Source organism: Aeromonas sp. s1(2024) (assembly GCF_040908005.1).
Lineage (GTDB): Bacteria > Pseudomonadota > Gammaproteobacteria > Enterobacterales > Aeromonadaceae > Aeromonas > Aeromonas caviae.
Genome location: NZ_JBFOCW010000020.1, coordinates 1 through 11,950 on the forward strand (window position 1 = coordinate 1; position 11,950 = coordinate 11,950).

The window sequence follows — 11,950 nt, forward strand, 5'->3', positions numbered from 1 at the left end:
CGCGAACTGAAAAAAGAACAGCAGCCCGACGCCACCGGCGGCGGCAGCTAACCGAGCGAACCCCGCACCCTGGGCGGCTCGGGCCTGACGAATGCGTTTCGCATACCAGACGGCCCGACCACCGCCCAACAAGCGGAAAAGGAACACCATGAGCACCGGATTCATTGCCAATGCCACCACGTCGCCAGCCGAAGGGGAGATAGACTCCAGCCCCTTCTGGCCGGCGATCTCGCTGCCTGACCTGCGCGACACCGTCCGGCTCGATGGCACCGTCACCACGGCCCGCCTCAAGCATGCCGTGATCGACGCCATCACCAGCGTCAACCGGGATCTGGCTGACTGGCGCCGCGCCCGTGAGGCAGAAGGGGTCGCCACCCTGGCCGCCGTACCGGGCGAGGTCATCAATGGCGAATCGGCGTACCTGCACAGCTACCGGCGCGCCGTCTATGCCATGACCCGCGCCAACCTGCTGGAGCGTTACACCGACTACAGCGCCACCGGTGATGGCGTCAAAGGGGCCGATGCCAAAATCATCAGCTCTGACGACCTCTACCGCGACGCCCGCTTTGCCATTCGCGACATCCTCGGTACCACCCACATCACCGTGGCGCTCATCTGATGGAGCTGCGCAGCCAACAGGGTGACACCCTCGACCTCATCCTGTTCCGGCACTACGGCTACACAGCAGGCATCACCGAGCAGGTGCTCGCACTCAACCCCGGTTTGGCCGCGCTCGGCCCCATCCTCCCGACCGGAACCCTCATCACAATGCCAGCGGCCCCCACCCAGGCCGAGCAGCCGCTGATCCAGCTATGGGACTGACCATGAGCCGCCTCGACGACGAACTCGAACGACTGGCCGACATCAGCGAGCAGCAACTCGCTGCCCGCATCCACGCCGCCCGCATCAGTGGCACCGGCCCGCACTACTGCATCGACTGCGACAACACCATCCCGCAGGCGCGCCGTGAAGCGATCCGGGGCTGCGAACGCTGCGCCGAGTGCCAGACCATCCACGAATTTCAAACCGCTCGCCACTACGGCAGCAAACGATAAAAACAGGAGAGCACGATGCCAGAACCCATTTCATCCAGTGCAGCAACCAGCACCCTGAGCGCCTTGGCGTTGCTGTCCCTCTTCCCGGGCGTAGACCCCGGCGTCCTGCTCGGTGCATTCGCCGGGGCGCTGGTGTTCATCGCCACCACCGCCGAGCTGGGCAACCTGCGCAAAGCGGGCCTGTTCGTTGCCGCCTTCGTGGCGGGGGCACTGGCGGCGCCGCTGGTTGCCGCCATGCTGGCCAGCGTGCTGCCGCTCAGCGTCGAGGTCCCCAGGGCTGTCGGCGCAATGCTCGCCTCGGCGCTGGCCGTCCACCTGTTGCAGTGGATCCTGCGCAAAACGCCGGAAGACCTGCTCAAACTCCGCAAAGGGGGCTGACATGCTAACCATCCCCTACGCCATGATCTGCGCCGCCATCGCGCTGCGTATCGCCACCTTCAACCGCAACGGGGGCGACTATCGCCCCCTCCCTGCCGTGCTGGCCTGGCTGCTCACCTTCGCCGCCGGTTCCGTGCCCCTGCGTGCCCTGATCGGGGCACTGCCCGCTCCTGACCCAGCCGCCGTCCTGCTGGCTTCTGTCGTACTCACCGCCCTGATCGGTTCCCGCGGATCCGTCATGCGCCTACTGCCACGGCGGCGCCAGCAACCGACCACCGCCAGCCATCTGAACGGGAGGTTTCAACCATGAGCCTGAAAAAAGGGGATACCGGCGCCGCCGTCGCCGACCTGCAGCGTCGCCTGGCCAAAGCCGGTTATCCGCTCGATCCGGATGGCTGGTTTGGCGATGCCACCGAGCGCGCCCTGCTCGCCTTTCAGCGGGACTACATGATCACCGCCATCGGCCAGGCTGGCCCCCGCACCCTGGCCGCCCTGCTCGGCAGCGAGCGGGGCAACCAGTTGCGCATCGGCGACATGCAGGCTGGCGCTGACCTGCTGGGCCTGCCGCTGGCCACCATGGCCACCGTCGCCCAGGTCGAGAGCATCGGCGAGGGGTTCACCACCGACATGCGCCCGGTGGTGCTATTCGAGCGGCATGTGTTCTACAAGCAGCTCACCCAGCACCTGGGCAAGGCCGCCGCCGACCAGATGGCCGCCCATTACCCCAACCTGGTCAACCCCAAGCGCGGCGGCTATGCGGGTGGGGCGGCCGAGTGGGAGCGGCTGCAACTCGCCATCAGCCTGCACCGGGATGCCGCCATCGAGTCGGCCAGTTGGGGGATGTTCCAGATCATGGGCTTCCACTGGCAGGCGCTGGGCTTTGCCTCGGCCAGCGACTGGCAGACCGCCATGCAGCGCAGCGAAGTGGACCACCTCACCGCCCTGTGCCGCTACATCCAGCAAGATCCCGCCATGCACAAGGCCCTGCAGGGTCGCAAGTGGGCTGACTTTGCCCGCCGCTACAACGGCCCGGCCTACAAGGACAATGACTACGACACCAAGCTCGCCAAAACATATGACCACTTTGCCAAGGTCTATCCGGTGAAGGAGGTGGCGGATGTGGCGTAGCCTCCTGCGCTCCCCCCTCACCTGGTTGCTGCTGGCCCTAGCCGTTGCCTTGGCTGGCTGGGGCTGGTCGGCCCGCTCTGCCGCCAAGGCTGAGGGCAAAGTCTCCACCCTGCAAAGCGACCTCAAGGCCGCCAGCAACAAGGCCAAAGAGGCCGAGCAGCGGGAGAAACTCAAAGACGGGGTGATCGATACCATCACCGGCGAGCTGGACGCCCAGGCAACCGCCGCCGCCACGCTGCAACGCCAGCTTGGCGATCTGACCATCACGGCCGCCAACCGGGCTGACACCATCAAGAGGCTCAAACGTGAAAATGCTGAACTCAAGGAGTGGGCTGATCGCCCTCTGCCTGATCCTGTTATCAGGCTGCTCCAGCGCCCCACCCTCACCGGCGCCGCAGATTATCAGGCTCACCTGTCCCGCCCCGGCGCCCTGCCGACTGCCGGCCGCCAGCCCGGCCAATAACGGCGACCTCATGGATCAGCTGACCCAGACCGAGGCCGCCTGGGCCACCTGCGCCGCCCAGGTCGACAGCCTTATCGCCTGCCAGCAACGCCACCAGAACGGGAGGGAGCATGGAAAAACCAAAACAGATCCGTGAGGTACTGACCCGCTGCGTGCCCCACCTCAAGACCAACCCGGACAAGCTGCACATATTCATCGCCCCGGGCAATGTCGAAAGCACCGGCGCACGCTCGCTCTCATTCGAGTGGCAATACCCCCTCACCATCGGCATCGAGGACTTTGCCGGCCACCCGGACCAAATCATGGTGCCGCTGCTGGCCTGGCTGCGCCAACACCAGCCCGAGCTGATGACCAACGACGAGCAGCGCAAAGAGGGCATCACTTTCGAGGCGGAATACCTCGCCAATGACCTGATGGACCTCATCATCACCGTCAAGCTGACCGAGCGGGTCAGGGTGTGGCAAAACGAACAGGGGATTGGCTGGGAGCACCTGCCAGAGCCGCCGGAAGACCCCTATGACGGCATCACCTGGGAACTCTTTATCAACGGGGAGCATCAGCCATGGCCGCCGACGACCTGAACCGCCTGACCCATTGGGCCGATGGCCTGCTGGCCAGCATGGAACCCGCCGCCCGCCGTCAGTTGGCGGGCGAGATGGCCCGCACCTTGCGCACCAGCCAGGCCCTGCGGATCCGCGCCAACGTCCAGCCCGATGGCAGCCCTATGGCCCCGCGCAAGCCTCAGCCCACGCTGAAAAAAAACCGGGGACGCCTGCGCCGCAAGATGTTCTTCAAGATCAGTAACCCGTCCTGGCTCAAGGCCCGCGCCAATGAACATCAAGCCGTAGTCGAGTTTGTCGGCACCGCCAACCGGCTTGTCAACACTCATCACTACGGGTTAAAGGAACGAATTAAGGGCAGAGAGGTGCAATATCCGGCGAGGGAACTGCTCGGGATCACTGAACAAGAGGTGGGGCAACTTGAAAGCTTGCTACTGATGCATTTGGGACAGAAAGGTAGTCGGATAATCAGAGGGGGAAAGTAAGACAACTGTGCTGTTCTAGGGCGGTCGAACCTGCCTGAACGATACCTCAAGCAGTTTTGCTAAACCAAAGAGAAAAGGGGGTTCATGTATCGTCTCATGACGCCGCCTGACCTCAAGAATGAAAATACGGAAAAAATCTTGCCACCACCCATGCCATTTGGCGGGAGGGCGTTCTTGCACTTCCCAAGGAAGTAACCAATCCAGTCTGGAGGAATTCAGAGCTTGCTCTTGGCAAGACTGAATCCTATCCAATCGTTCAGCAGCCCAGTCCAAGACCCTGTGAATTTTATCGAGGTCTATTGGGTGCCGATGGCCAGAACGTTTTGTGACAAATAATTCCAATTTCAGTCCTAAGCTTCATTGGTCAAAAATCTACCCTACGTATAAGCCCGCCACTGCTTTGGCCGACTCAACCTTAACTGGAAGATTTGGCGTCTCCTCCAGTGGAACAGAAATCAGAACTTAGCTAACGCCCAATGGCTAACGAGTAAAGTTGTCATTGTCTTAGTTACCTAGATCGATGCTGATGGATTTGAAGTTGTTGAACATGTTTCATTGTGATTGCATGTGCTCCTGCACTTTCGAAATGTCGTCTCGTTTCTACTCAATAATGCTCTCCTGTTGTTAAAACCCTTGCTGCCTGCCAAGGCAACGAAGGCTAAGCGAACCACCTCTTAACCAGCTCCTGAAACCAATCCTGAATTGACTCAGGTAGCGAGTCAAAAATCCAGGTAAGGGCCTCTCGGACGAGCCATCGTTTGATTTCAGATTTCACGATTTGCAGCCAAGAAACTTGATCAGCTGCAACACCTTTCTCGTGTCTCCTGTTATCAGACTTAGGTTTCGAACGCTTATGCGTACTTGAACTTACGTTTTTACTCTTGTGTCTCGTCATATCTCAGACTCACAGATATGAGGGACACCTGATTTACCTGTTTGTCGCGGGTAGTCACGACAAAACAGTATCTTGGGATGAGAACGCTAGTTTTCAAGTCTTTGGCTTGAGTGTTTTATGAACGCAGCTGAGAGCTGTTAGCCATTACTCGTGCAGGCCAGATTTGCCCCCGCCAGTGTGCCAGCGCCGTACACACTGGCCGCCCCTCGCCTTACTCGCCATTGCCCAAAACAATGGCCCCATGCAACCGACCCCGACTGAACTCCAACGCCTGATCGACAACCTGATCCGCATCGGCACCGTCACCGCCGTGCGATCAGGGGAATGTCGCGTCAAGACAGGCGACCTCATCACCAACTGGCGGCCCTACGCAACTGCGCGGGCCGGGAGGAATCGCACCCGCCATCGCCTCTCCATTGGCGAACAGGTGCTGATGCTCTCGGTCAGCGGCGATTTGCGCAATGCCTACATCGTCGGCCCCATCAATTGCGCTGCCTTCCCAGAACCCTTGGCAGGCGATGACAACCCGGATCTCGACCGCACCGAATACAGCGATGGCGCCGTCATCGAGTACAACCCGGCCACCGGGGCGCTCAATGCTAGCGGCATCAAGCGCGCCACCCTCTCGGCCTCGGTGACCGTCAAGCTGATCACCCCCATGGTGGAATGCACCCAGGCGCTCAAGGTCGGTTCAACCATCGAGGCGGGCGGCAAGATCACCGCCCCCAGCGCCACCATCGGCGGCATCGAGGTGACCACCCACAAGCACGGAAATGTCAGCACCGGCAGCGGCACCTCCGGGGGCCCGCAATGAACTGGCTCGGCATGAATGCAGCCTCTGGCCGCGCCATCAGCGCCACCGACCACATCATCCAGTCGGTGCGCGACATCCTCATCACCCCGGTGGGATCCCGCGTCATGCGCCGCGATTACGGCAGCGAGCTGTTTTACCTCATCGACCAGCCACAGCATCAGGCCACCCGCCTGCGCCTGATGGCCGCCACCGTGCAGGCCCTCATCAACTGGGAACCCCGCATCACCATCACCCGGGTCGATGTGCTGGGCGGCGGCATGGATGGCGCCCTTACCGTCGAGCTCACCTGGCAGCGCAAGGACGGCGGCGCGCCGGGTACCGGAACAGAGAGCGCCACTATTGCCATTCCCACAGGAGCCGCCAATTGAGCACCATCACCCTCTCTCAACTGCCGCAGCCCGATGTGATCGAGGTGCTCGATTTCGAGACCATCCTCGCCGAGCGCAAGGCCTATTTTGTCAGCCTCTATCCGGCAGACCAACAGGCAGCCATCGCCGCCACCCTGGCGCTCGAATCCGAGCCCATCACCAAGCTGCTGCAAGAAAATGCCTATCGTGAGCTGATCCTGCGCCAACGCATCAACGATGCCGCCGTCGCCAACATGTTGGCCTGGGCCAAGGGTAGCGACCTCGACAACCTGGTGGCTAACTGGAAGGTGCAGCGGCTCATCATCCAGCCGGGTGATGACACCGCCACCCCGCCGGTGCCAGAAATCAAGGAAGATGACGAGGCGCTGATCCTGCGCGCCCTGATGGCGTGGGATGGCTTGAGCGTGGCGGGCCCCACCGGGGCCTATGAGTATTTCGCCCTCTCGGCGGATGGCAAGGTCGCCGATGCCAAAGGATCGAGCCCGACCCCAGCCGAGGCGCTGGTCACCATCCTCAGCACCGAGGGGGACGGCACCGCCGATGCGGCGCTGATTGCCAAGGTAGACGCTGCCCTGAGCCACGAAGACAAGCGGCCGGTGGCCGACCGGCTCACCGTGCAGGCAGCCGGCATCCTCCCCTACACCATCACCGCCCAGTTGCACATCAGCAGCCAGGGGGCCGAGGCAGATGTGATCCTGCAGGCAGCCCGTGACCAGCTCGCAGCCTTTATCAACCCGCGCCGCCGCATCGGGGTCGAGGTGCCACGCTCTGCCATTGATGCCGCCCTCCATGTGCAGGGCGTGCGCAAGGTCGATTTGATCGGCTGGGCAGACATCGCCCCCAGTCCTACCCAGGCCGCCTATTGCACCGGCTTCACCGTGGAGCGAGCGCCATGAGTGCCATCCTGCCGCCCAGTACCACCCGCACCGAGCGCAGCCTGGCAACGGCGGGTGCCAATGCCCAGGCCTTGCCGATCCCGTTCCGCTCACTCTGGTCACCCTGGACCTGCCCCACCCACCTGCTGCCCTATCTGGCCGCCAGCTGGAGCGTCGACCGTTGGGATGACAAATGGCCTGAGGCCACCAAGCGCCAGGTCATCGCCAATAGCTACTTCGTCCACAGCCGCAAGGGCACCGTGGGTGCAATCAGGCGAGTCATTGAGCCAATGGGGTTTCTGGTTGACGTGGTGGAATGGTGGCAAACGGAACATGACAACCCCCCTGGCACATTCAGTATCGATCTGAGGCTAAACGGCTCTGGTATCTCGGAAGAACTACACGAAGAAATAGAGAACCTGATCTACAACGCCAAGCCAATGACCCGGCATATCACGGGCATCAACATGAGTATGCAGTCAAATGGAGGGTCATCGATCGGGGCGGAAGTCATGGCAGGCGACAAAATATCAATCCATCCAGAGCTAAAAACCGTTGCGACCAGCGGCGGTGCAAATTATGGCTGCGCAACGGTCATCAATGAGTCTCTGCGCATTTTACCGACACAGGAGTAACCATGCAGATTTACAAAACCATATTGACTCAGACAGGCATCAACAAGCTGGCCATGGCTGCGGGCGCCACTCCTCTGCGCATTACTCACATGGCGGTGGGTGATGGGAACGGTGCTGAAACCACACCGAACGAGGAACAGACCACCCTCGTCAATGAAGTCTACCGGACAGATATCAATTCATGGGAAGTCGATCCCAACAACCCGAATCAACGCATCGCCGAGATGTTCTTGTCCGAAACAGTAGGGGGGTGGTGGGTCTATGAATTGGGATTGTTCGATGCAGATGGCGACCTGATCGCGGTCGCCAATACTCCCGCAAGCTACAAGTCAGTGATGGCACAGGGTTCAGGCAGAACAATGACACTGGAAATGGTCATTGCCATCGGTAACTCGGCAAGTGTGGAAGTAATAGTCGACCCGTCACAGGCAATGGTGTCACGGGCATACCTGAGCCAAACCATTGATAAAGAGAAAGAAAAAACGGCTCTCAGAAACTTCAAAGATTTGCACTCTTGCCTGCAACTGATCAAGGCGTCCTACGGCTCTGTGAACGTACTGGGTGACAGCATCACAGAGGGCGTTGGCGCATCCAGTTTTCCCCAGTCCTGGTACTCGATGTTTTACCAAATGATCATGGACATGGAGCAGGGACAGGATGCCGAGATCATCTCCAATTTTGAGATTTCCGGCAAATATGGCGTCGAGATAAGTGGCCCTGCATCCATCACCGATGCCGGGCCAATAGGCAAAGCACTCTTGATGGAAAACCTGTCATCTCTGTATTTCTACGGCGACTTCGAGTTTGTCGAGGTCTACTTCAACCGCACCCCTTCGGCAGGCAAGCTCCAGTTCATGAAGGATGGCGTGGTTTATAAAACCATCGACTGTGCAGGGGAGAACATAGTGGATGCCCTGACATTCCCATCACTCTATGCCAGTCGAGGTTACGGCCGCCATACTATCAAGGCCGTTGATGGTGATGTGACGCTGACAGGCCTAATCAGGTTGAACCATGCAGATGAGCGGATCCACATCAACAGAATGGCCTTCTCGGGCGCATCAAGTACGGATTTCAATACACCGGAACGGCTGGCATCAATCAAAAGACAGGGGGCATTTTTCGAATCAAAAAAGAACCTGTTCATCATTGCTCTGGGCACCAACGATATCTACAACAGTGGTAAAGCCACCACGCCAGACCAGCTGAAAGCCAACATCAAAAATATCGCGGTCACCCTCAATCATGGCGACAATGTCGTCGCCATCATGATCCCACCGATCGCAGATGAACATATCTGGCCAGCCGCAAAAGCCCGCCACATTCAATACGCTGCATCCATTAGGCTGCTTGCCGCAGAGCTGGGGGTGATGGTGATCGATTGCTCATCGCTCGACCTGCTTGAAAACAATATGTATATCGATGGGGTACACCCCAATGATGCCGGTCATCAGGCCATCTTCGAACATGTCGTCAGGCAACTAAATGGACTGCTGGGAGTCTCTGAAGCAGCACTGGAACCGGGGGTTCATGGCACATGGCTACCATCAATTGCTGGGTACAGCCACTCAGGCCAGAATGAATATGAATATCGCCATGGCCACTATGTGAAGATGGGACGGTTGGTTATTGCTCAGGTAGCCATGGGAGTAAAAAATATAGACCCTGCGATGGATGGGTACATAGGCGTAAACCTGCCCTTCCCGACATCATCCAGCATCATGGAACAATCAGGGGCGATAGGCATGATTGTTGGTGTCAACCTCCCTGATACATCCCGCCAATTTGTGATCGACTGCATTAAAGGTGAACCATTCGCCATCATTCGAGGTGTGGCGCCAGGACAACCTTATGCCGATGTCGTGAGCGTGTCGGACAATGCCAGGCTGGCATTTACCATCAGCTACTTCACCGACTGATTCACCGCCAACCACCCCGCCTGTGCGGGGTGTTTCGTGACTGCCGTCATCCGTCACCTTGTCACCGCTTCGCCAGTGTGTACGGCCCTCACACACTGGCCGCCGCTCGCCAGACATCCCCTGCCCCTGCATCCTGACCCTGCTCGCATCACAGGCATTACCTACGCACAGAATGCTCCGTCCGGACAACAGGAGAACCTATGGCACTGGACCAATTTCACCACGGCGTGCGCGTCGTGGAAGTCAACGAGGGCACGCGCACCATCCGCACCGTCGCCACGGCGGTGATCGGCATCATCTGCACCGGCAGCGATGCGGATGCCGCTTACTTCCCCCTCAACAAACCCGTGCTGATTGCCAACCTGCCGGCGGCCATCGCCAAGGCGGGCAGCACCGGCAACCTCAAACGCTCGCTGCAAACCATCTATGACACCGTCAACACCATCGTCATCGCCGTGCGTGTGGCCGATGGTGCCGACGCCGCCGAGCTCACCAGCAACATCATCGGCACCATACTGCCGGATGGCAGCTATACCGGCCTCAAGGCGCTGGAGCGGGCCGCCCCGGTCACGGGCGTCAAGCCGCGCATCCTCTGCGTGCCGGACAACTGCACCCTATCCATCGCCACTGCCCTGGCGGGTGCGGCCAAAAAGCTGCGCGCCTTCGCCTATGTGCCAACCATTGCCGACACCGTCGAGGCGGCGCTCGCCTACCGCGAGAACTTCTCCAGCCGCGAACTGATGCCGATCCACGGCGACTGGACCGCCTGGGACACCGCCGCCAATGCCAGCATCAAGCTCGATGCCTGCCTCAAGGCGGCCGCCATGCGGGCATTCATCGACAAGGAGATCGGCTGGCACAAGACCCTGTCGAACGTCGGCGTGACCGGGGTCGATGGCATGACCAAGGCCCTGTTCTGGGATCTGCAAGACCCCGACACCGAGGTCGGCCTGCTCAACGCGAGCGAAGTCACCGCCCTGATCCGGGCGGACGGCTTCCGCTACTGGGGCAACCGCACCTGTTCCGATGACCCGCTGTTCGCCTTCGAGAACTACACCCGCACCGCCCAGATCCTGGCCGACACCATGGCCGAGGCACACATGTGGGCCAACGACAAACCGCTCACCCCCACCCTGGTGAAGGACATCGTCGAGGGCATCAAGGCCAAAGGCCGCGAACTGGTGGCAGGCGGTTACCTGCTCGGTTTTGACTGCTGGTACAACGAGGAGCTCAACGACAAAGACACCCTCAAGGCCGGCAAGCTGCGCATCGATTACAACTACACCCCGGTGCCGCCGCTCGAAGACCTCGGCTTCATCCAGCGCATCACCGACACCTACCTCATCGACTTCGGCGCCCGCGTCGCGGCCGCCGCATAAGGAGCCACCATGGCACTGCCACGCAAACTCAAACGCCTGAACGTCTTCCTCAATGGCGATAACTGGGTCGGTGAAGCGGAAGATTTCACCCCGGCCAAGCTGTCCCGCAAGTTTGAAGCCTATCGCGGCGGCGGTATGGGGGGTGCTGTCAACATCGACATGGGGCTGGATGACAGCGCCCTCGATGTCTCATTCACCTTCGGCGGCTACGGCGAACCCCTGCTGAATTGCATGGGTGAGCCCAAAGCCGACGGCACCAGCCTGCGCTTTGCCGGATCAGTCCAGCGTGATGACACCGGCGAAGTGGTCGCCGTCGAGATCGTCTGTCGTGGCCGCTTCAAAGAGCTCGACCGCGGCACCCTCAAGGCAGGCGACAACACCCAGGCCAAGGTCAGCATGGTCAACACCTACTACAAAGAGACCATCAACGGCCGGGTGATGCACGAGATTGACCTGATCAACATGGTCGAGATTGGCCCCGACGGCGTCGACCGCATGGCCGAACACCGCAAAGCCATCGGCCTCTAACCCACCCAACAACCCAACGGGCGGCCCTTATCCCAACAGAAAGTGCCGCCCTCACCACATCCACAACAGGAACAAGCACCATGGAACAGAAAGAAATCACCCTCGACACCCCGATCCAGCGCGGCGAGAACACCCTCAACAGCCTGATCATCCGCAGCCCCAAGAAGGCGGGCCACCTGCGCGGGCTCAACACGATGGACATCGTCCAGATGAACGTGGATACCCTCATCAAACTGCTGCCCCGCATCACCGACCTGACCGAAAAGGAAGTCAACGACATGGACCCGGCTGACCTGCTCAAAGCCGGGGTAGTGGTGGTCGGTTTTTTGATGGGCTCGCAGCAGGAGGCCTACCTCACTGCATAGATGACCTGATGGCAGAGATCGCCATCATCGCCCACTGGCCGCCGTCCGAGATGGCGGCCATGGAGATCAGCGAGCTGATGGGCTGGCACCAACGCCTCGTTGA

The 11,950-nt window shown here is 60.3% G+C and carries 19 protein-coding genes; all 19 read left to right on the forward strand.

Annotated features, from left to right (window positions below; translation table 11 throughout):
- The first annotated feature begins 148 nt into the window (after window positions 1-148).
- Window positions 149-619 carry a head completion/stabilization protein gene (locus tag AB5Y70_RS05695; RefSeq protein ID WP_139737919.1) on the forward strand — a complete coding sequence of 157 codons (471 nt, stop codon included), beginning with the start codon at window positions 149-151 and terminating at the stop codon, window positions 617-619.
- Window positions 619-822 carry a tail protein X gene (locus AB5Y70_RS05700; protein WP_025327452.1) on the forward strand — a complete coding sequence of 68 codons (204 nt, stop codon included), beginning with the start codon at window positions 619-621 and terminating at the stop codon, window positions 820-822. Before AB5Y70_RS05695 ends, AB5Y70_RS05700 begins: the two co-directional genes overlap by 1 nt.
- A gap of 2 nt (window positions 823-824) precedes the next feature.
- Window positions 825-1,055, forward strand: coding sequence for a TraR/DksA C4-type zinc finger protein (locus AB5Y70_RS05705; protein WP_180344887.1), 231 nt, complete (start codon window positions 825-827; stop codon window positions 1,053-1,055).
- Between the two features lie 15 nt (window positions 1,056-1,070).
- Complete coding sequence (locus tag AB5Y70_RS05710) at window positions 1,071-1,433, forward strand: putative holin (RefSeq protein ID WP_041214915.1); 363 nt, start codon at window positions 1,071-1,073, stop codon at window positions 1,431-1,433.
- 1 nt (window position 1,434) lies between these two features.
- The gene (locus AB5Y70_RS05715; RefSeq protein WP_368175962.1) at window positions 1,435-1,743 is read left to right on the forward strand and encodes a phage holin family protein; all 309 of its coding nucleotides are present in this window, start codon (window positions 1,435-1,437) and stop codon (window positions 1,741-1,743) included.
- The gene (locus AB5Y70_RS05720) at window positions 1,740-2,561 is read left to right on the forward strand and encodes an N-acetylmuramidase domain-containing protein (protein WP_368175963.1); all 822 of its coding nucleotides are present in this window, start codon (window positions 1,740-1,742) and stop codon (window positions 2,559-2,561) included. Before AB5Y70_RS05715 ends, AB5Y70_RS05720 begins: the two co-directional genes overlap by 4 nt.
- Window positions 2,551-3,024: an Rz-like lysis system protein LysB gene (gene lysB, locus AB5Y70_RS05725; protein WP_368175964.1), complete on the forward strand. Its 474-nt coding sequence runs from the start codon at window positions 2,551-2,553 to the stop codon at window positions 3,022-3,024. The genes AB5Y70_RS05720 and lysB overlap by 11 nt, the downstream gene beginning before the upstream one ends.
- Window positions 2,915-3,160, forward strand: a complete 246-nt coding sequence (gene lysC / locus AB5Y70_RS05730; RefSeq protein WP_368175970.1) for an Rz1-like lysis system protein LysC — start codon at window positions 2,915-2,917, stop codon at window positions 3,158-3,160. Before lysB ends, lysC begins: the two co-directional genes overlap by 110 nt.
- On the forward strand, window positions 3,135-3,605 hold the full coding sequence (locus tag AB5Y70_RS05735; RefSeq protein ID WP_123246919.1) for a phage tail protein: 471 nt from the start codon (window positions 3,135-3,137) through the stop codon (window positions 3,603-3,605). The genes lysC and AB5Y70_RS05735 overlap by 26 nt, the downstream gene beginning before the upstream one ends.
- Window positions 3,587-4,069 (forward strand): phage virion morphogenesis protein, encoded by a 483-nt coding sequence (locus AB5Y70_RS05740; protein ID WP_368175965.1) that lies wholly within the window; start codon window positions 3,587-3,589, stop codon window positions 4,067-4,069. The genes AB5Y70_RS05735 and AB5Y70_RS05740 overlap by 19 nt, the downstream gene beginning before the upstream one ends.
- A 1,136-nt stretch (window positions 4,070-5,205) precedes the next feature.
- Window positions 5,206-5,778 carry a phage baseplate assembly protein V gene (locus tag AB5Y70_RS05745; RefSeq protein WP_368175966.1) on the forward strand — a complete coding sequence of 191 codons (573 nt, stop codon included), beginning with the start codon at window positions 5,206-5,208 and terminating at the stop codon, window positions 5,776-5,778.
- Entirely contained in the window at window positions 5,775-6,146 is a 372-nt protein-coding gene (locus AB5Y70_RS05750; RefSeq protein ID WP_270821271.1) for a GPW/gp25 family protein, read from the forward strand. The genes AB5Y70_RS05745 and AB5Y70_RS05750 overlap by 4 nt, the downstream gene beginning before the upstream one ends.
- On the forward strand, window positions 6,143-7,042 hold the full coding sequence (locus tag AB5Y70_RS05755; protein ID WP_368175967.1) for a baseplate J/gp47 family protein: 900 nt from the start codon (window positions 6,143-6,145) through the stop codon (window positions 7,040-7,042). Before AB5Y70_RS05750 ends, AB5Y70_RS05755 begins: the two co-directional genes overlap by 4 nt.
- Window positions 7,039-7,656: a phage tail protein I gene (locus AB5Y70_RS05760; protein ID WP_368175968.1), complete on the forward strand. Its 618-nt coding sequence runs from the start codon at window positions 7,039-7,041 to the stop codon at window positions 7,654-7,656. The genes AB5Y70_RS05755 and AB5Y70_RS05760 overlap by 4 nt, the downstream gene beginning before the upstream one ends.
- A 2-nt stretch (window positions 7,657-7,658) precedes the next feature.
- On the forward strand, window positions 7,659-9,575 hold the full coding sequence (locus tag AB5Y70_RS05765) for a phage tail protein (RefSeq protein ID WP_368175969.1): 1,917 nt from the start codon (window positions 7,659-7,661) through the stop codon (window positions 9,573-9,575).
- 206 nt (window positions 9,576-9,781) lie between these two features.
- Window positions 9,782-10,954, forward strand: a complete 1,173-nt coding sequence (locus AB5Y70_RS05770) for a phage tail sheath protein (protein ID WP_368175971.1) — start codon at window positions 9,782-9,784, stop codon at window positions 10,952-10,954.
- 9 nt (window positions 10,955-10,963) lie between these two features.
- The gene (locus AB5Y70_RS05775; RefSeq protein ID WP_104452361.1) at window positions 10,964-11,482 is read left to right on the forward strand and encodes a phage major tail tube protein; all 519 of its coding nucleotides are present in this window, start codon (window positions 10,964-10,966) and stop codon (window positions 11,480-11,482) included.
- A gap of 80 nt (window positions 11,483-11,562) precedes the next feature.
- Entirely contained in the window at window positions 11,563-11,847 is a 285-nt protein-coding gene (locus AB5Y70_RS05780; RefSeq protein ID WP_104452360.1) for a phage tail assembly protein, read from the forward strand.
- An 8-nt stretch (window positions 11,848-11,855) separates the two neighbouring features.
- Window positions 11,856-11,950, forward strand: a 95-nt coding sequence (locus AB5Y70_RS05785) for a GpE family phage tail protein (RefSeq protein WP_368175972.1), incomplete at its 3' end; no start/stop codon positions are given.